The sequence below is a fragment of the Bacillus sp. KH172YL63 genome (assembly GCF_011398925.1).
In the GTDB taxonomy this organism is placed as follows: domain Bacteria; phylum Bacillota; class Bacilli; order Bacillales; family Bacillaceae_B; genus Rossellomorea.
The window spans coordinates 3,649,302-3,670,823 of the sequence record NZ_AP022842.1; the positions used below are offsets into that span (position 1 = coordinate 3,649,302).

The following is a 21,522-nucleotide window of genomic DNA, read 5'->3' on the forward strand; positions in this document are numbered from 1 at the left end:
GCGTTGCTGCGCAGCGATATGGAAGTGCCCGTCCCTCCATCTTTCATAGATAGGTAGTTATGGAACTGCCGGAGCAAGCTTTACGGTCCGGTCGGTATACAGCGGTACTCCAATGGTATGCGTAACAAAAAATGAATATAAAAAAAGGCTGCTGGAATGTCCAACAGCCTTTTTCCTTATGATTAATGCATACTGCTTAGTACCCAAACGGACCCTGCCACGATGACAATCGCGATGAAGCCAGCCGACAGCATTTTACCTACTTGCCATTTGCCTTCCCCTTCAGTTACGTGCATGAACATGAAGAGCTGGATTGCAGCCTGGATGAATGCCAGTACGAATACAATCGCTACAATCAGTTGGTAGGATAGATTCGTATATAGCCCGAACCAAACGGCTAAGAACGTTAACGCAATCGACAAGATGAAGCCGATGATCTGAGTCCAAGGCAGTCCACTGTGATTCGATGTGTTATGTCCCATTATTCCACCATCCCTAATAAGTACACGCTTGTGAACACGAAGATCCAGACGAAGTCCAGGAAGTGCCAGTACAAGCTTGATACAAATAGTTTTTTAGCGGTATCAGGATTCAAGCCCCGATTTTTCACCTGGAACATGACGAGAATGATCCATAGAATCCCCACCGATACGTGGAGACCGTGCGTCCCTGTCAGCAGATAGAAGGAAGACCAGTATGCGTTGGTCCCCATCGCTGCCCCTTCATGGACGAGATGGATGAATTCCGTGATTTCCATGTAAAGGAATCCTAATCCGAATAATAATGTGATGATCAGCCAAATCATCATTGATTTGACGTTTCTTGCCCTTAATGCATTGATCGATAAACCGGATGTGAAACTACTGATCAATAACAGGAGCGTCATAATGATCGTATTCTTCATATCGAATACTTCACTTGGAAGCGGACCGCCCATCGTGCCTGCCTTCAAAGCGAAGAACGTTGCGAAGATCGTGGCAAACAATGCGATTTCCGCTCCAAGGAAAACCCAGAATCCGAAAATATTCAGTCGGCCGATATCTGATTGATATTCTAATGGCGTGTTTGGATCTATATTCGTACTATGTGCCATACTCACGCCTCCCTCTTAAACGGATTTTCGTTCTTTTCTATTTCTTCTACACTTACGTAGTATCCTTCATCCTGCTTGTGGGACGTCATTGAGCGATGTGCCATGCATCCGAAGATACCGACTAATGCCAGAATCGCCATCCACCACAGTTCAAACACCAGTCCGAATCCTCCTACGAAGAAGAGCGCAGACATGATGAACGGTGTCCCTGCGTTGCTCGGCATGTGAATCGGTTGATATTCAAAGTTATCAGGAACCATCTTTCTTCCTGTTTGTTTCATTTCATAGAATGCATCATGGCTTTTCACTTCAGCCACATGTGCAAAGTTGTAGTGAGGAGGGATCGCTGAACTTGTCGCCCATTCAAGCGTACGTCCATCCCATGCATCACCTGTTGTTTCTCTTTTTGCAAAACGGTAGCTGTAGTAGATTCCATAAACAAGAACCATGAATCCTACACCCATTCCGAACGCCCCGACGGAAGAAATCACATTCAATGCCGTCCAGCCGTCTTCAGGTCCATACGTGTACACACGTCTTGGCATTCCTGCAAATCCTAATACGAATTGAGGTAAGAAACATAGGTTGAATCCGATCGAAAAGAGCCAGAAAGCCCATCTTCCGATCCGTTCATCCATCTTGTGTCCGAACATTTTCGGATACCAGTACGCAAGTCCCGCGAAGCAGGCAAATACGACACCGGCAATCAGTGTATAGTGGAAGTGAGCAACCAGGAAGTAGTTATTGTGATATTGGAAATCGGCTGCCGCCATTCCAAGCATAACCCCTGTAACCCCGCCGATCAGGAATGTCGGGATGAACGCGACAGACCACATCATCGGCACTGTGAACTCAATCTTCCCTTTATAAAGGGTACCCAGCCAGTTGAATATCTTAATCCCGGTCGGTATCGCGATCGCCATCGTCGAAATGGAGAATACGCTGTTGACTGCCGCGCTTCCACCCATCGTGAAGAAGTGATGGACCCAAACGACGAAGCTGAGACCTGAGATTGCCACCAGTGAGATAATCATAGATTTATATCCAAATAGTGTTTTTCTAGCAAATGTTGCAATGATTTCTGAGAAGATACCGAAAGCAGGAAGAATGACGATATATACTTCCGGGTGTCCCCATAACCAGAACAGGTTTGACCAAAGCATCGGATTACCACCGTCTGTCAATGTGAAGAAGTGGGAACCAAATAAGCGGTCGAAAGTCATCAGTGCCAGCGTCACCGTTAGAATCGGGAATGCAAACACGATGATGAAAGCCGTGATCAATGTCGTCCATGTGAACATCGGCATGCGAAGAAGCGTCATGCCCGGCGCGCGCATCTTGATGATGGTGACGACGAAGTTGATCCCGGTCAAGAGTGTACCGATACCTGATATCTGTAAGCCCAGCAGGTAATAGTTGATACCCGGTCCAGGACTTCCCTCAATCGCAAGAGGTGCATAGTTCGTCCAACCTGCATTCGGTGATCCACCGAATACGAAGGAAATATTGAAAAGGATTGCCCCGAACATGAATGCCCAGAAGCTCAGGTTATTCAAGTAAGGAAATGCAACGTCCCTGGCACCGATTTGCAAAGGTACGACAACGTTCATCAATCCAAGTAAGAACGGCATCGCCATGAATAAAATCATGATCGTACCGTGGGTCGTAAAGATTTCATTGTAATGCTCAGAAGTTAAAAATGAATTATCCGGCACAGTCAATTGGGCCCTCATCAAGAGTGCATCAACTCCTCCGCGGAAGAGCATGACAAGTGCTGCAAGGATATACATAATCCCGATCTTTTTATGGTCAACGCTTGTGATCCAGTCATTCCACAACCATTTCCATTTTTTGAAATAAGTGAGGACTGAGACGATTGCGATCACGGTGAAAACGATCGAAATGTTGGCTCCTAAAATCAACGGATCGTTGAGGATAAGATTATCCTTAATAAAATCAAACATTTAAAGTCCTCCTTTCTTAGTGCTCATGTTTTTTATCTTCATCTTTTTTCATTTCGTCATGGTCAGATTCTTTCATCTCACCGTGGCCTTCCATATCCATATGCCCATGAGAAGACTTCGCGTCTTTATCTGCACCGCCTACCGTGGTATCAAGACCATATTTCTGGCGGATCGCCATGGCATATTCTGAATTCGTACCATGGTCGACGAAATCAAGATGGGTGGATGAGAACGTCATACGATCGACCGTCTCGGGGAGCATCAGTTTTTCATATACGTGCTCTGTTAACTTCGGCTGGTTCGTTTGTGAATCTGTCACCCAGCTTTCGTACTTATCTTCTGTCAGCGCAACGAAATCGAACGTTTGATGGGTCATCCCTTCACCAGTGAAGTTGGAGTTCCGTCCATCATACGTTCCAGGTTCATCTGCCTGAAGATACAGGTCATTGACCATGCCAGGCATACCATAGATCTGGCCGCCAAGCTGCGGCACCCATAATGAAGCCATTGAATCAGCAGCCGTCACTTTAAAGAGAATCGGATGATCCTCAGGAACATTCACATAATTTACCGTTTCGATTCCTTCTTCAGGGTAGCTGAAGATCCATTTCCAATCGACGGCAGTGGCATGGATCACGATCGGATCCTTATGGGAAGTCGCTTCAGGCGCTTCTTTTAATTCATATAGTGCCTTTGTATTTGGGATTGATAATGCAATGACGATCAGGACAGGAATCAGCGTCCAGATGATCTCAAGGAATGTACTCCCGTGCATATCCGGCTTATAGTCACTATCTTTCTTACTGCTTCGGTACTTTAATAGAATCATTGTAAAGAAACCTAATACGACAACCATAATCGCAAGCATATAGTAAATCGACAGCATGATCAGATCCTTTTGAACAACGCCTACAGGTCCTTTTGGATCCAGGATAATTAACTCGCTATCCGTGCTGAATATAATAATGAAAAATAAAGAAACCAGACTTATTAAAACAATTAAATAAGGTTTGAATTTATTAAACAAAAGAAATCACCTTCCTTTATGTAGAATTTGCACTCGTAGACCTATACTATCAAAATTCTTTAAACAGGTACCCTAAGTAAGTGCAATTTCAAACAGATTTTCGAAATTTAGACGCATTTTATTCACAGAACGGTAACAATGTTGGAAAGAATTTCAGGTTGGAGAAAAAAATAGCTCCCAAAGTTATAGGAACATAACGTTGAGAGCGTTTTATAGGTTGATTATTGTGAAAATAAAGTGTTAACTAACTTTTAGAAATAACTGTTTTTTTGCCGTAGCCTATATACCTTTTTAAATCTCTTTTAAGGAAGCTTATTTTAAATCCTCTTACGAATTGAGGATTTTGATTTATTTGGTCTTCTATGAGTAAAAGCGACTGAAAATAATCATTATTGTTTGTCTTTTTAAACATACTATTATAACAGCGACATAATTCTGCAAGCATTTTATAATAATTTGCGTCCAAAATATTTAAAGCTTCAAAAATACTTTTAGATTCTTCAAGATATTTAATGGCATTCGGCTTATCTTGAAGGTTTTTACTTAGAAAAATTCCATAAATCCATAAAATTGCTGCATAGGATTTTGTGTTTCTAATATAATTATAATTAAATTGTACTGAGTAAATTGTTTGTTCAAAATAATCATTTACTACCTTTGTAGAATGCTCGGTCTCTACTCCACTGTCTAGAAATAGCTTAAAGATCCTTGCTTTTTGACATTTCACATAGGGATGAGAAGTTCTTATTTCAAATTCCTTAAACTTTAATTCCATATCTTTAACTTTTTCTTTTAATTCCTCTCCTTTGTACCTTCCAAGTGAATCTAGTGCTTGTCCGTATAGATTAAAAACCTCAGAAATAGCAATTTCATCTATATAATTTTTGGGTTTCCAATCGTCCATAATTTTATTTAATAGTGCATTTTTAGCTTTAATCCCTTCCAGATTACTTAGGTTCCTTTTTATACTTTTTTTATGATTATATATTTTATCTTCTAAATTTATTAATTCTATTCTATTAGGCATAAATTTAATAAATATAAATTTATTAGCAAACTCATTTAAACTATATAGCTCTTCGGTTTTATTAAGAATTAGTTTTGTGGATAGATAATTACACATGTGTTCTATGTCTTTAATATTTATGTTAGAAATCTTACTTATTGAGAATATGTCTACGGGTTCATTGTATAAAGAAATTATTCTTAACATCTTAATAGGTTCATATCCCTTACTTGTAAGTTCATCTATTGTTTGATTAAAGCTGTTTTTGTACATAAAGTCCGCTATTATCTCTGCATTTTGCGATGAGACATCCTCTAATTCAGAAACTATTGTATTTATTGAAGTTTTACCTTCGTTTAATCTCTCTAGAGCTAAAACTAATATCAAAGTGTTTCCCTTAGTACCGTGTAGTAATTCTAGTTTTGACTCATTACTTAAATTTAAAGATAAGTTATTTTCATTAATATAATCATTAATGAAATTCACTCCATTATTTTTTTCATTAAAACCCTCAATGTACAGCTTTTCTTCACATCTCTCTTCATTTCTAGAAGTAATTATATACTGCACACTTCTTGGACTTTTCTTAATAAAGTCAAGTGTTTTAATTTTATCTTCTTCATCGAAAGTTTCGAAGTTATCAATAATGATTAAACCTTTATTATATTGTTTTTGAAAGGACTCTTCCCAATTCTTAATACCCAAGTATTTATAAATATTGCGGTTTAATTCTTCAAAAGAATTTATCTGTTTACGTATATCACTTATATAAAGATTTCCCGTTGTTGTTGAAATTTTCAATAATTCCTCTTTACTTGTAAAAAACAACATAAAATCATAAGGTTCGCCTATGTTTTTATCAATTGTATCTTTTATAATTTCTTTCAAGAATTCAATAATTAGTGCTGTCTTACCTACGCCCCCATATCCATATACTACTACTGAACCCGCTTTCCTATAGTAACTCTCGTGACCTACAATTAAGTCTCGCAAACTCTGAAGTTCATTATCTCTAAATAATAGCTTTTTATGGTCTAATGTAATTTCACTTAGATTGTGTGTTTTTATTGGATTATTTTTGTTATCTAAAAGAAGGTTATTTATTTTTTCTACTATTTGGCCTTTAGATACGAACCAAAAATATTTCTCATCCAATTTTTCGATCATTTTTCGAATAAAGGTTATAATTTCCTTGGCATCTTCGTAAGTAACTTTAGAGGATGCTGGATGCGAAAGAGAATTTCTAATCTTCTGGTAATTTATTGAGTAATAAACAAATTGTTCAATATTCTTAAATTCCTTACTTAGAATAATAAAGTCTGTTGAAAAGTAAAATAAAGTAAAATCAATTATCTGACCTAAATATAAAACATCTTTTTGATTTTCATCAATATCATAATCTTTATTACAATAACAGTTGTAACTATATTCTATGGCATTATAGATATCTTTTTGATTTTGTCTTATTTCCTTTATTTTTTGGTTAAACTTATTACTATGTACTAATGAACTTTTAGAAATTTGAGACTGTAATAATGTGATACCTGAATAAAATTCTGTTTCGTTAATAAATTTTTTTTTAAGTTTATCTACAACCAGTGAACGGTATGCTACTTCAAAGCTTTTTATAACCTTATCTAATTCAAAACACTTAGTAGTCGAAAGGTACATCATTTTTAACCACCTTTTTACAATATAGTTAATTTCTATTATAATGAAATTCTGTTTATTATGTAATTAATATTTATTCAATATCACCAAACAAATTATAAATGTATTTAATAATAGGTTTCTGTAATTATTGGGTAATTTAATTTAATGAGAAAAGGCAAAAAGCATTCATTCCGAAGTCCATCGTTATGAATGCTTAATTATTGTACATGATATCAATCCTATGTTACCCGTTTGTCACTTTTACCCTTTCAAAGTAGGAATATCATTTATTCCTTGCTAACACTAATTACATGATTTAACTTACAGACAAACAGGAGTAGGGACACTTGTATTTTTTCTACTAATTATGCTCCCTCTTTTAAGACCAACTAAGGGACGATTCAATCGCAACGGGCTCTTGTTACCTATTTTCCTCACAACCTACATCTTTAAGGATATAATCCACCTTCTGTTCACTCAAGTACGTTTTCGCTGCTTGACAGTCTGAACAGGTCGGGCGGGTATAGAGCTCTAACTCCAAATTACGGCTCATCAAACCACCAGCTCCTTTCATCATGACCTACATACTTGACTTAAATCCTTTCAAACGCAGGGCGTTCAGCAATACAGATACAGAGCTGAAGCTCATCGCCGCCCCTGCAATCATCGGATTCAGCAATGGACCTCCGAACAGATAGAGGATGCCCATGGCAACCGGTATACCGAGGATATTATAGCCAAATGCCCAGAACAGGTTCTGCTTAATATTCCGGATCGTCGCTTTACTCAGTTCAACTGCAGCAGGTACATCTCTGAGGTCACTCCTCATCAGGACGATGTCTGCCGACTCCATGGCAACATCCGTTCCAGAGCCGATGGCAATCCCGATATCTGCCTGTGCAAGGGCAGGGGCATCATTGATTCCGTCTCCGACCATCGCCACTTTGCGTCCCTCTCCTTGAAGCTTCTTGACTTCATTCGCCTTATCTTCAGGCATGACTTCACTGAGCACCCGGTCTATGCCGACTTCCTTCGCAATCGCTTCAGCGGTGCGCTTGTTGTCCCCAGTGATCATCGCGACTTCAAGCCCCATGCTGTGAAGCTTTTCAATCGCTTTGTAACTTGTTTCTTTCACTGTATCGGCAACGGCGATGATGCCGGCGATTTCCTCTTCAACCGCGATATACATCGGCGTCTTCCCTTCCGCTGCCAACCGGTCCGACACTTCTGCGAACTCCCCGACATCAACATCATTTTCATCCATGAGCTTCCGGTTTCCAAGGAGCAGATCGTCGCCTTCGACGGTCACTTCGATTCCTTGGCCGGTAATGGCATCAAAGAAGTCGGTTTTCCGCAGGGTGAGTCCCTTCTCTTCCGCCTCCCTGACAATCGCTTCGCCGAGGGGATGTTCAGAGCCTTTTTCGGCAGATGCCGCAAGGATCAGAAGTTCCTCTTCCGTTATGCCTTCAGACGTTACAATATCTGTCACGACAGGTTTTCCTTCTGTGATGGTACCCGTTTTATCCAACACGACGGTGTCGATTTTATGTGTTGTTTCGAGGGCACCTCCGCTTTTGATCAGGACGCCATTTTCCGCTCCCTTGCCTGTACCGACCATGATCGCTGTCGGAGTTGCAAGGCCGAGGGCACACGGACAGGCGATGACGAGAATCGAAATCGAAATGGTAAAGGCAAAGAGACCGGATTCTCCCCCCATGTACCAGGCGAGCCCTGACAGGATGGCAAGGACGATGACGATGGGCACGAAATACCCTGAAATGATATCCGCCATTTTCGCAATCGGTGCTTTTGATCCCTGCGCCTCTTCCACCAGCTTGATGATCTGCGATAATGCCGTATCCTTTCCGACCTTTGTCGCCTCATAACGGATTGTGCCGTTTTTATTGATACTTCCCCCGATCACCTGGGATCCGCTTATTTTCTCTACAGGGATGCTTTCACCTGTGAGCATGGCTTCATCGACGGAAGTCTTGCCTTCCGTCACCAAACCGTCCACCGGTATTTTCTCCCCTGGCTTGACGATGATGATGTCACCGACTTCCCCCTGATCAACTGCAATTTCTGCTTCTTCCCCGCCTCTTACGACAGTAGCCGTCTTCGGTGCGAGGCCCATCAGCTTCTTGATGGCTTCAGATGTCTTGCCCTTTGATAAAGCTTCAAAATACTTGCCTAATGTAATGAGGGTAAGGATGACGGCAGCCGATTCATAATAGAGATTCTGTGCATACCCTTCACTGCCCGAGATGATCATGATCGTCGCAAATAAACTGTAGAAGAACGCAGCCCCGGTTCCAAGTGCAACCAGAGAGTCCATATTGGGATGAAGTTTGGTAAGCGTCTTGAATCCCACTGTGAAAAATGGTTTCCCCATCACCATCACTGGGAGTGTAAGAACGAGCTGAATCAATGCAAATCCAGTCGGGTTCACCATCGGGTCAATGGCTTCCGGCAGCGGCATGCCGAACATATGCCCCATGGAAACAATGAGCAAGGGCAGGGTAAAGACCGCTGAAACCCAGAAACGTTTCCACATAGATTTGATATGCAGCTCTTTTTTGTCCCGGTCTTCGTCCACCGCCTCTTCTGCTTCCTCATGGGCTTCGTAGCCTGCATCTGAGACCGCCCCGGAAATATCAGTAATCGTCACGACAGTCGGATCATACTCAATGACCATTTTCTCCGTCGCCATATTGACCGTCGATTCCTTTACCCCGTCGAGATTCCTCGTTGCCTTTTCAACCGATTGTACACAGGATGCACAGGTCATCCCCGTCACAGCGAACGTCTTTTTCACCATTTCGGTGACGGCTTTATACCCTGCATCATCGACGGCTTTCTTAATGTCTTCGATGGAGAGTTCTTTCTCATCGAACGTAACAGATAATTTCTCGGTAGCGAGGTTCACGTTTGCCTGTTGAACACCCGATTGCTTTTTCACCGCTTTTTCTACGGCCTGGGAACATGAGGCACAGGTCATCCCTTCGATGCTTAATGTTTTGACTGTCATCGTGCCAACCACCTTTATTGTGCTGGTTTCGTTTCGTATCCCGCTTCACTGACGGCTTCACTTAAACTGTCCGGTGACTGCTTTGCTCCGTCATACTTTACCTTGGCAGCCCCGTTTTCAAGATCTACTTTAGCCTTTTCGACCCCGTCCATGCCGTTTAAGATCGTCTCTACTTTCTTTACACAATTTCCGCATGTCATGCCTGATACTTTCAATAATGTTTTTTCCATTGAAAAACACTCCTTATCATGTTTAATGTTCGCAGTTCTTTCCGTGCTCTTTTTTGCATGTGCACTGTCCCGGTACGCAATTGCACGGGATATAGTCGACAGCATGCTTCTTCTTCGTTTCTAGCGTTTGTTCCAGGAGGGCGATGTCTTCATGACTCAGCACAGCTTCATCGATCAAATCGGCGATTGTCCTGCCGACTGCCCGGCTGCATATGTGAGTGAAGAGTCCGGATTTTAACGTCTTCAAGCTTTCTTCTTCACTGACTCCCGCCCTGTAGATGAACCGGTTACCGATCTTTTCGGTCGTCAGCATCCCTTTTTTGACCAGACGGCCGATGAAGGTCTTTGTCGTCGCCGGCTTCCAGTCTTTCTTTGCCTGAAGCACAGCGCTAATTTCTTTACTGGTCACCTCTTGAAGGGTCCAGACGACTCTCATGACTTCCCACTCAGAATCGGTAATTTCCGGTTTTTCTTCATTGGGCAAAGGGAATCCCTCCTTTTGTTTACAATTGTAATCGATTGATATATTTAGTTTACATCTGTAATCGTTTTTGGTCAACTGATTTGACTGGATGATGAATCCATTTATTATTTTGTACCACCGGGTGGTCTCTATAAACCCTCCAAGAAGCCTTCTATTCCACCGGCGATAACTCAGTACCCGTAACCCATTTGTGCTGGTTGACCTTCTCTCCTCCGGTGACCGGCGTGTAGTCAACCATATAGACGGTCATTTTTTCTGCTGAGTCGATCGTCGCCCTGGCCCCTTTCATCCCTTTCATATGCTCAGTGTTCAAGACGACTTCATCTCCGGGCTTAACCGGTTGATCTCCAACATCCTGAAGCTCTTCATGGATGACCCACTTGTGGTTTTCCACCTTTTCTCCGCCTGTCGTCGGCGTGTATGAGACAGTGTAGACGACGGTATCATAGGCACCTGCAATCGTCGCTTCCGCAGATTCCATCCCTTCCATATGGCTCGCTTTCAGGATGGCTTTGCTCCCCACTCGGTACTGGGGGTTCGGTGCTTCCTTCAATCCTTTCGGCAATGCGCCTGTATCTTCATGATTCATTTCACCGTGCTCCATCCCTTCCATATCACCGCTCATGTCGCCCTCATGGCCATTGCCGTTGGAGCAGGCACTGAGCAGGATTCCCGAGATGAAAAGGAGTGTAATTGCTTTATGTTTGATCATGCTTGTTCCTTCCTTTCGAATAAGATCTTTTACATTTTATCCTGTAAGTATGCAGATTCTATGGAGAACAAAGGTATTTTCTCCTGTCACGAAGAAAACCGCAGAAATGAAGGGTTTATGCATACATTTTTCATATTTTCACTGTACACTTGAAGAAGAAAAAGACTAAATGAGGTTGTGACTGATGAATAAAATATCTACTAAATTAGCAGCTTACTTTACCGTTGCGGTCTTAATCATGGAAGGACTGTTGATGCTGTATCTGCATGACAATATCATCGATTCAAGGATCGAAGAGGAGTTCCAGTCGATTTTATCCCGGGGGAACAGTCACCGTGATGTTCTCGAAGATCGCTATTCCAATACGACCCTTCACCATATCGCCCTCATGGAATCGAAAACGGAAACTGAAGTTGTGATAACGGATCAACATCATGACATCATTACAAGCTCCAGGGACGTCACGGCCGGCATGAGCGCTTTGATCAACGACATGCCCTCATCTCTCTCCCGGGAAGGAACGGTCATCGAAGCGAACTGGAAGGATGTAAATTATCTTGCCACCGTCACCGCTTTCAAGAATGGGGAGCATGATGGCTACGTGTATATGTTTAAAAGCGCGGCACCACTCAGAACGTTAATCAGCAAACTGAACGGCCATTTCCTGCTTGCCGGTATCATGAGTCTCATCATATTGGCTTGTATCCATTTCCTCCTTTCCAAGATGCTGACCCGTCCCCTGCTTAAAATGAAAAGAGCCACCGAAGAGCTGAGCAAGGGGAATTTCGAGGTCAAGCTTCCGCAACTTGGTAAGGATGAACTTGGAGAGCTCTCATCCTCAATCCAGAAGCTGGCAAATGACCTTGAGACGATCCAGCATGAGCGCTCTGAATTCCTGGCTAATATTTCACATGAGCTGAGGACCCCGCTCACCTATGTAAAAGGATATACAAATGTCGCACTCCGGGATGATCTCCCCGAGTCGGAAAGAAAAGAATACCTACAGATCATCAAGGAAGAATCAACGACCATCGTACAACTAATCGAAAACCTGTTTGAACTTGCTAAGATCGATGAAAACAATTTCTCCATCAAAAAGGAAGAAATCCAATCTTCTTATGTTGAAAAAATCATCAGTAAAATGACGCCTGCCTTTAAAGAGAAAGGAATGAGCCTTGTCCTGAAGGTTGAGGATGACATTCCTTTCAAAGCAGATCCAATCCGCCTCGAGCAGATGATCATGAATCTGCTGGATAACGCATTGAAATATTCTAAAACCGGCTCAACGACTGAAGTGATCCTCAAGCAGCATGAGTCTCGGAAAATGAGCCTTATTGTAAACGACCAGGGCATGGGGATACCTCCTGAAGAGCTCCCTCATGTGTTCAACCGGTTGTACCGGGTAGAGAAATCACGTTCAAGGGACCATGGCGGATCGGGTCTTGGCTTATCCATCGTGAAGGAGCTGGCAGAAGCACATGGAGGTCACATCACCATTGAAAGTGAACCCGGTTTAGGGACATCGATTGTCATCATACTTTAACGCTTGGAGGCATGACCAGTGAATAGGATTTTATTGATAGATGATGAAATACGGATGATGAACCTGCTGGAGCTTTACCTGACTCCACACGGTTACACATGCGCTAAAAAGAATAACGGCTATGATGCGATTCAGTATATGAAGAAGCATCCCATCGATCTCGTTATTTTAGATATTATGATGCCTGAATTGAACGGCTTTCAAACATGCGAAAGAATCAGGGAATTCTCCCACGTCCCGATCATCATGTTGACGGCAAGGGGAGACAAAGACGACATCGTAAAGGGGTTGAACGCCGGGGCGGATGACTATATCTCCAAGCCCTTTGACGAAGAAGAACTTGTCGCAAGGGTGAATGCCCTTTTCAGGAGAAAAAACCGTTATGATCAGGCGGCGGATTCCCATCTTCTCACCAGGGGAGCCTTCACATTGGACGGCCATACGTATTCATTACAATTTGAGGATCAGGTTCTTTCCTTAACCATGAAGGAATACAAGCTCCTTCAGTCCTTGATGAAACATACTGACCGCGTCTACACAAGGGAACAGCTCCTCCTGATGGTGTGGGACATCAATTCCAAAACCGATATCCGGACCGTCGACTCCCACATTCGGAACCTGAGGGATAAATTGAAAAAAGCCGGATTCCCGATTGAGAATCATCTCAAGACCATCTGGGGAATCGGCTATCAGTGGAAAATATCATGAGAAAGCAGGAGAATCAATGAAAAAGATCAGTGCACTATTTCTTATCACTTCTTTGAGCCTCGCCGGGTGTTCTTCCTCCAAGGAAGAATACTCTTTCATCAAAACTGACAACACGACCATCGATCACATCCATGGAATCGGGTACCCGGACCATAAAGGAGAGCTGGTCATTGCCACTCATGACGGCCTAATGAAATACAAAGACGCTGTATGGTATGAAACCACCGGGGAAAAACACGATTATATGGGGTTTCAAGCTTCTGAAGACGGCTTTTATTCCAGTGGACATCCTGAAAAAGGCTCTGATTTAAAAAATCCTTTAGGTGTCGTGAAAAGTACAGATGAGGGCGAGACCCTTGAAAAGCTGGCCTTTTACGGAGAGTTGGATTTTCATTATCTCGGGGCAGGCTACTCATCCAGGGTGCTGTATGCATTAAATGAAGAGCCACATCCGGAGTTGGAAGCAGGACTGCATCGGACGATGGACGAAGGGGAGAATTGGGAGCAGCTTGAGATGAAAGGATTTGATTCCACTTCGATCGGGAATATCGCTATCCACCCTACAAACCAAGACGTGCTTGCCATCTCCAGTAAAGACGGCTTATTCATATCCAGAGACGGCGGGGATTCCTTTCAAAATGCGGGTGATGCCAAGGTGACGACGAGTGTCTACTTAACCGAGGAGAGTGGACTATTGGCACGCATCGAGGAAGGAAGTATCCAGTTATATGAGCTGGACCAAGATTCATTGGATATATCCCCCTTCCCTACGCCTGAATTATCTCAAGATAATCCGATCATGTATATTTCAGGGAGCCCTGTGTCTTCAGAAGAATGGTCGATCGTGACATATGAGAATGACATCTTCACCACCACCGACAACGGAAGGAATTGGGAGAGGCTTGCGGATAAAGGAAAGCTTCCTCAATCAAATTAAAAAAGCGGAGACCTGGTGTCTCCGCTTTTTTAATCGTTACGCGATTTTCTTGCACTCTTCTGCACAATTGAAGCATGCATCGGCACATTTTTGACAATGATCATGATCATGCTTCTTACATTCTTCCCCGCACGTTTCACAAATCTTCGCACACAACTGGGCGAGATCCGCCGCAAATGGTGTCCCTCTTACTAAGGATTGTTCTAAGTATGCACACATATCAGCACATTCCCTGTCCAAACGGATACACTCTGTCATCATCTTCACGTTCTCTTCCTGTAGGCAAGCATCATAACAATGATTGCACGCTTCCATACATTCATGCAGCGCTTTGATTACAGATTGATATTTTTCGTGTGACATGTTAAATTCCTCCCTGGTATTTGTGTGACTCGTTACATATTTACTATATCCAGTTCAAAAGCCCTTAAACGGAAAATTCATATTTTTATTGATTTATTCAGGAAAACTTTCATTTGCAAAATATCTGCAAAATTCACGGGTAAACAAGGGGATTTTGCGGAGGGACCGGGATCCTGCTAAGTTAAATCGGTTCTTCAAATACACATAAGTAAACATCTAATGGTACACCGCTGTTGAATTTTTTCAAAACAAAATAAAACCCGGACGAGTTCGGGTTTCATTGAAGAAACGCGAACAGCGTCCGGATTTTACTTTTTCTATCATTTTCAATCTATTGTCGTTTCCTTTCAGTGGAGCTCTTATAGACGCAAAGTAAAAATAGATGCCTATATCATAAACAGTACCATCCCTACAGCCAGATAAAGCAGGCATGCATAAGTCACAATCGTCTTGAACTTCGAGTCCCCTTCCATTTGCATCATGTGAGCGTGGGCATCTGACTTCTTGAATAATCCATTCAAGTAAATGCTCACCCCTGCCACGACGGCAAAAACGATATTCAGCCAGAACGTATAGTCGATCTTAAACGGATCTTCATTCATGACCTGCTTCGCATCTTCCGGCAGAAGGCCCATCGCTGTGAATCCGTAATGCATGCCGAGTGCCGTCAAGATGATGGAAACGTAAAAGACACCTGCAATGTACAGTGCCGTTTTCAGGCCGTAATACTTTTTATGAACCGCTACGATAGGCGGAACGACCAGATCGGAATAAATGAATGCCATGATGCCTGCAAATGCGACACCGCTCGAAGCGAGTATCGTCGAAATCGGAATATTCCCCATTGACCCGATAAAAGTGAGCATGGCCACCAACGGACCAATCAGGGCGTTTTCCATTACCTTTAAGAATGAGTCAGGCTGATCTGCCAGAAAAAAGCTCTTCCACGTATCTTCCGAGATAAAGGTCGCCATCATCCCGGCAATCGTGAACCCGATCGTGATCTCCTTCCATACCATCTTCCAGTTCATGACGAATTCATGACCAACCTGCAGCCAGCCTTCCCTTGACCTGATCTTGTCTTTCCAATCGAATTCTTCATTCTCTTCCTCTTCATCTTCAACATGCTCCCTGGCTTCTTCCACTAACTTCTTCGGGAATGTCAGTTTTACCAGCACCCATGTGACCAGAATCAGTATCACTCCGCCGATCATTTCGGCCACAACGAACTGCCAGCCGAGGAAAATGTAGATCAGGATGCCCAGCTCGATAACCAAATTGGTAGAAGCAAACAAGAAGGCCAGTGTCGGAATGAAGTGTGCCCCTTTTTTAAATAAATTCCTTCCTGCCGCCAGGGCCGCAAAGGAACAAGATGAACTGATCGCCCCAAAGAGCGAGGACAATCCGACCGATTTTAAGCTCGCATCCCCCATATACTTCACCATCTTATCCTTCTGGACAAACGCCTGGATCATGGAGCTGATCAAGTACCCCAGTACAAATGCCCAGCCCGACTTCCAAAAGTACCCCAGAGAGGTCTTGGCTGATTCGCCAATTAAATCCAACAAAGTATCATCTCCTTTTCTAAGCTTGGTGTTTATACCATACCCAGTAATTGTGCAGATATGATGCAAAAAATGAATTTAGTTGGTTAGAAAACTCTAACAAAGAGGAATATTTCAAAATAAAGATTCAAAGAGGAGTTGTTATTTATGGAAGATTGGGAAGCCGCTTATCTGGCAGGAATTATTGATGGTGAAGGTTCGATTACTTTGACACGCATGCATGAAAAAGAACATAGGCGCCCATGCATTACCATTGCCTCAACCGATTATGAATTGCTGGAATATATCAAATTATTAACAAATGGGCATATTACTAACAAAAAGAACTACCATCCAGATCGCCACTTAAATTCTTATACAATTACGATCAAAACAAAGGATCAAGTACTGTTTATATTAAAATCAATCTACCCCTTTCTAAGGGTTAAAAAGAAGAAAAAACGTGCTTCTTGGATACTTGAACATTATGATAGGGTGACAATCAGAAACGGAAAGTATAGTCCGGATAAATTAAAACAAAAAGTATTTTTTGAAGAGGAATTTTTCAAATTATGATATTTATCACTTTCTTCATATTCGTATATATAAAAAAGCCATATTTAAGCTAAATAGCATAAACATGGCTTTGCATAAATCTAAGAGAGAATTTATGTTCAAGTTATGTAAAAATAAAAACCACCAAATATGTATTTGGTGGAGACGGTGGGACGTGCACTTCCATGCTTTCGACATGGCACTGACTATATCTTGAACCTTGTAGTTTCAGGTCCTTTGGCGTATTATGCGAAATATGAATTTATCTATTGTCAGATAGCATTCCGCATCCTAGTACTACCGGAATCCGGCAGCCTATAAGTCGATACACGGCTGTTGGATTGCTCCACATACCGCTCGGCATTGCCTTATCACACAGTGTGTGACTTAGGTTTCACCGATAAAGCCAAATTTTCACTTATGTGTTACCACATAAGGCGACTATGAACTAATCGAACCCACGTCCAGAAACATCGCCACTTAAGCGTCTACGAGCGTAGTCGATATATTCGCAAGTTCGCTGCAGCTTTTGCCTATCGACGGGCGTCCGTGCAGCTAGTCTGATTAGTCTCTTCCTTTGTCCTCAGACGGTGGACTCCGGCGTAGCCTACTAAGAGTGAGTCCCTTACCCTACCACATAGGCGATGGAGGGAGGAACAGCTAAAGTGCTATTACGCAGCTAAAGCTAAGTTATTGTTAGTTTTGCCAGTTATTATTGGCTTTGGCGTTTTATCGTAGACGACCCCTACGGCTCGCAACCCAAGCTCGAACTATCCCTGTCGAATCCGTAACGTCCCCATATAAAAAGGGAAGAACGGGAAAGAATAAGTTAAGCGTGTAAGTCACTTATTCAATTGTTCTTACTTGCCACAATAACCTTGCGACATCTATTAGTATAACAAATCCTGTGATAATTGCAAATGGCATATTCCGGAAATCTGTAGTTTACATCCCTTTTTGGCGCTGAGCAAGTTCACGCTGGATGGATCGGTTCGCTTCTTTCCGTTTCAGGTCTTCACGCTTATCATATTTCTTCTTACCACGTGCAAGTCCGATCAACAGCTTGGCCACACCGTTTTTGATGTAGAGCTTTAACGGAACGATCGAGTATCCCGCTTCCTTCGAATCTCCGATCAGCTTGTTGATCTGTTTCCGGTGAAGGAGCAGTTTACGGGTTCTGAGCGGTTCATGATTGAATCGATTTCCCTGCTCATATGGGCTGATATGCATGTTGTGGATGAAGATTTCGCCGTTCTGTACGCGGGCGAAGGAATCCTTCAGGTTCACACGGCCACCGCGGATCGATTTGATTTCCGTCCCCTGCAGTACAAGACCTGCTTCATATGTTTCTTCTACGGCATAATCATGCCTCGCCTTTTTATTTTGGGCAATAAGCTTGCCTTCTCCCTTTGGCATTGGAATCCCCCTAGTCATCGCTGGTTTACTCATTATTATCTCATATTTTGAAGAAAAATTGTATCTTTACACCCTGAAAGGAAAAGGAGCAAAGGTTGTCCCATTGCTCCTGAATCCATTATTTCTTCTTTTTACGTTTGCTTCGGGGTGCATTTTCAAAGTGTTTCTTATTCGACTTTTTCTTTTTGTTGTTTTTAGGCGGACGTGTTGACCACTCCCCGTCCTTCTTGCGGGAAGAAGAGCGATTTGATTTGTCACGGTTACCACCTTTATCCGAAGAAATCGAACGGACACGGCCTTCACGTTCCTGGCGTTTGCCCTTCATGCCAACGATTTCAAAGTCTATTGCCCGTTCATCTTTATTGACGTTGACGACGCGTACCGTGATTTCGTCACCGATCCGGAACACATTGGCCGTCCTTTCACCGATCATGGCAAGGTGGCGCTCGTCAAAACGGTAATAATCATCGGTCATATAGCTGACATGGACCAGGCCTTCGATCGTATTCGGCAATTCGACGAACAGTCCGAAATTCGTAACCGAACTGATGATTCCGTCGTATTCCTCACCGACCTTATCTTCCATATACTCTGCTTTCTTCAGCTCATCGGTTTCACGCTCGGCATCGACGGCACGGCGCTCCCTGCTCGACGTATGCTCTGCAATGTGACCCATTTGGGCGCCCCACTTTTCACGGGTCGCCTGGTCGAGTTTCCCTTCGATCAGGTAGGTTCTGATCAAACGGTGAACGATCAAGTCAGGATAGCGGCGGATCGGCGAGGTGAAGTGAGTGTAGAACTCTGTCGCCAGTCCGAAGTGACCAAGGCTTTCAGGGTCATACTTCGCCTGCTGCATGGAGCGGAGCATCATGGTTGAAACGACCATCTCCTCCGGCTCTCCCTGTACGTCCTCGACAATTTCCTGAAGGGCACGTGGATGGATGCTGTTCGCTGTTCCTTTCACGATCAATCCGAAGTTCGTGATGAACTCGAAGAAACGCTGCAGCTTATCTTCTTTCGGATCTTCGTGGATACGGTAAATGAACGGAACGTCCATCCAGTGGAAATGCTCGGCCACTGTTTCATTCGCCACCAGCATGAACTCTTCGATCAGCTTCTCGGCAACCGAACGTTCACGGAGGACGACTTCAGTCGGCTCCCCTTCTTCATTCACAAACACTTTCGCCTCTTTGAAATCAAAATCGATGGCGCCCCGCTTCATCCGTTTTGTACGGAGGATCTGTGCAAGGTTCTCCATGTCTTCGAACATCGGGACGAGGGGCTCGTATTGATTACGCAGTTCTTCGTCCTTATCCACGAGGATCTTGTTCACATCAGAATACGTCATTCTTTCCGTCGTCTTGATGACGCTCTGGAAGATTTCATGTTTGACGACTTCGCCTTCAGGTGAAATCTCCATATCACATGAAAGGGTCAAGCGGTCCACTTTCGGATTAAGGGAACAGATCCCGTTCGATAAGCGGTGCGGAATCATCGGGATGACCCGGTCTACAAGGTAAACCGACGTCCCTCTGTCAAATGCCTCCTGATCAATCGGGGAGCTTTCTTTCACATAGTGGGTCACGTCTGCGATGTGTACCCCCAGCTTATAGTTCCCGTTGTCGAGCTTTGTGACCGTGACCGCATCATCAAGGTCCTTCGCATCTGCACCGTCGATCGTGACGATGGTCTGGTCCCGGAGGTCTTTCCGGTTCGTGATCTCAGATTCATCGATTTCACTCGGCACGTTGTTCGCCTGATCCATGACCTCATCAGGGAATTCAATATCAATTCCGTGCTTATGGATGATCGAGAGGATATCGACTCCAGGATCATTTTTATGACCGAGGATTTCAATGACCTCACCCTCGGCACTCTTTCTGCCTTCAGGATAGGAAGTCAATTTCACGACGACTTTATGTCCTTCCGTCGCTCCCATCTGAGCGGATTTCGGGATAAAGATATCGCTCGCGAACTTTTTATCGTCAGGGATGACAAACCCGAAATGCTTGCTCTCGGTGAACGTACCGACCATTTGATCGACCCCACGCTCCACGATACGCACAACGGTCCCTTCCCGGCGTGAACCTGAAGAAGATGTCGAAACCCTTACTAATACAATGTCACCATGCATGGCGTTATTTGTCTCGTTAGGAGGGATGAAAATGTCGTCCATTCCCGATTCTTCCGGTATCACAAACGCAAATCCTTTCGCATGAGCGGATATCTTCCCTCTTACCAGATTCATTTTTTCAGGCAGGCCGTAACGATTGCTTCTCGTACGTACGACAAGGCCCTTCTCTTCCATTACAACAAGCGCTTTGACAAAGTCCTTGAAGTTCGTCGATCCTTCAATTCCGAATGCCTCTTCAAGCTCCTGTACCGTCAATGGCTTATACGCTTCTTCCTTCATATAGGAAAGGAGCCTATCCACATGCTCTTTAATATTTTCGTCCATGACAATCCCTCCTGATCATCGAATTCATCAAACCTTCCAGTCCAACTTCTCTAAGAAAGCGTAGACGTCTTCATGAAGCTGTTCTTTTTCTTTATCTAATGTAATGACATGACCGGACTCTTCGTACCACTTGATTTCTTTCTCATCAGACTCAACGCTGTCATAAATGATGTTTGCTGAATCTGTATTGATCATATGGTCATGTCTGGCCTGTACAACAAACGTCGGTGAATAGATCATATCCACGTTCTCACGCACATCTGCAATCAATTCCTGCAGGGCCTTCAATGTATTCATCGGCGTTTTCTTGAATTCTTCTATTTCTTTTTCAATTTGATCTTCCTGTTTTCCTTCAAATTTCTTAAATTCACGGGCGTAATCCACAACCCCTTGATACATGACTTCTTCACTTTTTATATACATTGGCGCACACATAGGGACAATACCCTTTACAGGTACAGTGTAACCTAATTTCAGAGAAAATACCCCTCCCAGTGACAGGCCGGCAACCGCGATCTCTTCATATCCCTTGCTCTTTAAATGCTCATAACCGTCCATGACATCCTGCCACCAGTCAGCAGGCCCTGTGTGGACCAATTCTTCAGGCGGGACACCATGTCCTTTATAATGAGGGGCGTGGGATGAATAGCCCTTTTTCTCCAGGAAACGTCCAAGCATCCGGACATCGGCAGAATTCCCTGTAAAGCCGTGAAGCAATAATACGGCACGGGGCCCTGCTTCAAAGGTAAATGGTTTAGGTAAAACGGTTTTCATCTCTTTTGACTCCTTTATCAGAATTTA

Annotated in this window: 18 protein-coding genes, 1 other RNA gene and 1 pseudogene; 4 read left to right on the top strand and 16 right to left on the bottom strand. The window is 43.4% G+C overall.

Features of this window, described 5'->3' with window-relative positions:
- Window positions 1-182: 182 nt before the first annotated feature.
- The 10 genes and pseudogenes from qoxD to KH172YL63_RS18770 form a co-directional block, all read right to left on the bottom strand.
- Window positions 183-482, bottom strand: a complete 300-nt coding sequence (gene qoxD / locus KH172YL63_RS18725; protein WP_173107514.1) for a cytochrome aa3 quinol oxidase subunit IV — start codon at window positions 480-482, stop codon at window positions 183-185.
- A complete protein-coding gene (gene qoxC / locus KH172YL63_RS18730) occupies window positions 482-1,093 on the bottom strand; it encodes a cytochrome aa3 quinol oxidase subunit III (protein WP_173107515.1) in 612 nt (203 codons plus the stop codon). The genes qoxD and qoxC overlap by 1 nt, the downstream gene beginning before the upstream one ends.
- 2 nt (window positions 1,094-1,095) lie before the next feature.
- On the bottom strand, window positions 1,096-3,057 hold the full coding sequence (qoxB, locus tag KH172YL63_RS18735) for a cytochrome aa3 quinol oxidase subunit I (RefSeq protein WP_173107516.1): 1,962 nt from the start codon (window positions 3,055-3,057) through the stop codon (window positions 1,096-1,098).
- A 16-nt stretch (window positions 3,058-3,073) separates the two neighbouring features.
- Entirely contained in the window at window positions 3,074-4,084 is a 1,011-nt protein-coding gene (qoxA, locus tag KH172YL63_RS18740; RefSeq protein WP_173107517.1) for a cytochrome aa3 quinol oxidase subunit II, read from the bottom strand.
- A 244-nt stretch (window positions 4,085-4,328) separates the two neighbouring features.
- Window positions 4,329-6,764, bottom strand: coding sequence for a hypothetical protein (locus KH172YL63_RS18745; RefSeq protein WP_173107518.1), 2,436 nt, complete (start codon window positions 6,762-6,764; stop codon window positions 4,329-4,331).
- A gap of 421 nt (window positions 6,765-7,185) precedes the next feature.
- Window positions 7,186-7,296: pseudogene (locus KH172YL63_RS18750) on the bottom strand (glutaredoxin family protein); the annotation flags it as partial.
- 27 nt (window positions 7,297-7,323) lie between these two features.
- On the bottom strand, window positions 7,324-9,771 hold the full coding sequence (locus KH172YL63_RS18755; RefSeq protein ID WP_173107520.1) for a heavy metal translocating P-type ATPase: 2,448 nt from the start codon (window positions 9,769-9,771) through the stop codon (window positions 7,324-7,326).
- Window positions 9,772-9,785: 14 nt separating this feature from the next.
- Window positions 9,786-10,001 carry a heavy-metal-associated domain-containing protein gene (locus KH172YL63_RS18760; protein ID WP_173107521.1) on the bottom strand — a complete coding sequence of 72 codons (216 nt, stop codon included), beginning with the start codon at window positions 9,999-10,001 and terminating at the stop codon, window positions 9,786-9,788.
- A gap of 22 nt (window positions 10,002-10,023) precedes the next feature.
- Complete coding sequence (locus tag KH172YL63_RS18765) at window positions 10,024-10,485, bottom strand: CopY/TcrY family copper transport repressor (protein WP_173107522.1); 462 nt, start codon at window positions 10,483-10,485, stop codon at window positions 10,024-10,026.
- 151 nt (window positions 10,486-10,636) lie between these two features.
- Window positions 10,637-11,197, bottom strand: coding sequence for a YdhK family protein (locus tag KH172YL63_RS18770; RefSeq protein ID WP_173107523.1), 561 nt, complete (start codon window positions 11,195-11,197; stop codon window positions 10,637-10,639).
- Window positions 11,198-11,381: 184 nt separating this feature from the next.
- Between KH172YL63_RS18770 and KH172YL63_RS18775 the strand changes: the two genes are divergently transcribed.
- Genes KH172YL63_RS18775 through KH172YL63_RS18785 form a run of 3 tightly spaced genes read left to right on the top strand, consistent with a single transcriptional unit; the run spans window position 11,382 to window position 14,385 of the window.
- The gene (locus tag KH172YL63_RS18775) at window positions 11,382-12,740 is read left to right on the top strand and encodes a sensor histidine kinase (RefSeq protein WP_173107524.1); all 1,359 of its coding nucleotides are present in this window, start codon (window positions 11,382-11,384) and stop codon (window positions 12,738-12,740) included.
- An 18-nt stretch (window positions 12,741-12,758) separates the two neighbouring features.
- Window positions 12,759-13,448 (top strand): response regulator transcription factor, encoded by a 690-nt coding sequence (locus KH172YL63_RS18780; RefSeq protein WP_173107525.1) that lies wholly within the window; start codon window positions 12,759-12,761, stop codon window positions 13,446-13,448.
- Between the two features lie 16 nt (window positions 13,449-13,464).
- Window positions 13,465-14,385: a F510_1955 family glycosylhydrolase gene (locus KH172YL63_RS18785; protein WP_173107526.1), complete on the top strand. Its 921-nt coding sequence runs from the start codon at window positions 13,465-13,467 to the stop codon at window positions 14,383-14,385.
- 36 nt (window positions 14,386-14,421) lie between these two features.
- On the opposite strand, the gene KH172YL63_RS18790 is transcribed toward KH172YL63_RS18785, so the two are convergent.
- Window positions 14,422-14,748: a four-helix bundle copper-binding protein gene (locus KH172YL63_RS18790; RefSeq protein ID WP_173107527.1), complete on the bottom strand. Its 327-nt coding sequence runs from the start codon at window positions 14,746-14,748 to the stop codon at window positions 14,422-14,424.
- A 386-nt stretch (window positions 14,749-15,134) separates the two neighbouring features.
- Complete coding sequence (locus KH172YL63_RS18795) at window positions 15,135-16,316, bottom strand: permease (protein WP_173107528.1); 1,182 nt, start codon at window positions 16,314-16,316, stop codon at window positions 15,135-15,137.
- A gap of 144 nt (window positions 16,317-16,460) precedes the next feature.
- Between KH172YL63_RS18795 and KH172YL63_RS18800 the strand changes: the two genes are divergently transcribed.
- Window positions 16,461-16,868 (top strand): LAGLIDADG family homing endonuclease, encoded by a 408-nt coding sequence (locus KH172YL63_RS18800; RefSeq protein WP_173107529.1) that lies wholly within the window; start codon window positions 16,461-16,463, stop codon window positions 16,866-16,868.
- 428 nt (window positions 16,869-17,296) lie between these two features.
- Here the strand turns inward: KH172YL63_RS18800 and ssrA are convergent.
- The 4 genes from ssrA to KH172YL63_RS18820 all read right to left on the bottom strand — a co-directional run bounded on the left by ssrA (window position 17,297) and on the right by KH172YL63_RS18820 (window position 21,495).
- Window positions 17,297-17,637, bottom strand: a transfer-messenger RNA (tmRNA) gene (gene ssrA, locus KH172YL63_RS18805).
- Window positions 17,638-17,792: 155 nt separating this feature from the next.
- Window positions 17,793-18,263, bottom strand: a complete 471-nt coding sequence (gene smpB, locus KH172YL63_RS18810) for an SsrA-binding protein SmpB (protein WP_173107530.1) — start codon at window positions 18,261-18,263, stop codon at window positions 17,793-17,795.
- Window positions 18,264-18,381: 118 nt separating this feature from the next.
- Window positions 18,382-20,721, bottom strand: coding sequence for a ribonuclease R (rnr, locus tag KH172YL63_RS18815; protein ID WP_173107531.1), 2,340 nt, complete (start codon window positions 20,719-20,721; stop codon window positions 18,382-18,384).
- A 27-nt stretch (window positions 20,722-20,748) separates the two neighbouring features.
- Complete coding sequence (locus KH172YL63_RS18820) at window positions 20,749-21,495, bottom strand: alpha/beta hydrolase (RefSeq protein ID WP_173107532.1); 747 nt, start codon at window positions 21,493-21,495, stop codon at window positions 20,749-20,751.
- Window positions 21,496-21,522 lie beyond the last annotated feature (27 nt).

Coding starts and splice junctions, on each gene's coding strand:
- KH172YL63_RS18745 (WP_173107518.1), bottom strand. CDS start 6,764: ATGATGTACCTTTCGACTACTAAGTGTTTTGAATTAGATAAGGTTATA.
- KH172YL63_RS18760 (WP_173107521.1), bottom strand. CDS start 10,001: ATGGAAAAAACATTATTGAAAGTATCAGGCATGACATGCGGAAATTGT.
- KH172YL63_RS18820 (WP_173107532.1), bottom strand. CDS start 21,495: ATGAAAACCGTTTTACCTAAACCATTTACCTTTGAAGCAGGGCCCCGT.
- qoxC (WP_173107515.1), bottom strand. CDS start 1,093: ATGGCACATAGTACGAATATAGATCCAAACACGCCATTAGAATATCAA.
- KH172YL63_RS18775 (WP_173107524.1), top strand. CDS start 11,382: ATGAATAAAATATCTACTAAATTAGCAGCTTACTTTACCGTTGCGGTC.
- KH172YL63_RS18785 (WP_173107526.1), top strand. CDS start 13,465: ATGAAAAAGATCAGTGCACTATTTCTTATCACTTCTTTGAGCCTCGCC.
- KH172YL63_RS18755 (WP_173107520.1), bottom strand. CDS start 9,771: ATGACAGTCAAAACATTAAGCATCGAAGGGATGACCTGTGCCTCATGT.
- qoxD (WP_173107514.1), bottom strand. CDS start 482: ATGGGACATAACACATCGAATCACAGTGGACTGCCTTGGACTCAGATC.
- rnr (WP_173107531.1), bottom strand. CDS start 20,721: ATGGACGAAAATATTAAAGAGCATGTGGATAGGCTCCTTTCCTATATG.
- KH172YL63_RS18800 (WP_173107529.1), top strand. CDS start 16,461: ATGGAAGATTGGGAAGCCGCTTATCTGGCAGGAATTATTGATGGTGAA.
- KH172YL63_RS18790 (WP_173107527.1), bottom strand. CDS start 14,748: ATGTCACACGAAAAATATCAATCTGTAATCAAAGCGCTGCATGAATGT.
- KH172YL63_RS18770 (WP_173107523.1), bottom strand. CDS start 11,197: ATGATCAAACATAAAGCAATTACACTCCTTTTCATCTCGGGAATCCTG.
- qoxB (WP_173107516.1), bottom strand. CDS start 3,057: ATGTTTGATTTTATTAAGGATAATCTTATCCTCAACGATCCGTTGATT.
- smpB (WP_173107530.1), bottom strand. CDS start 18,263: ATGCCAAAGGGAGAAGGCAAGCTTATTGCCCAAAATAAAAAGGCGAGG.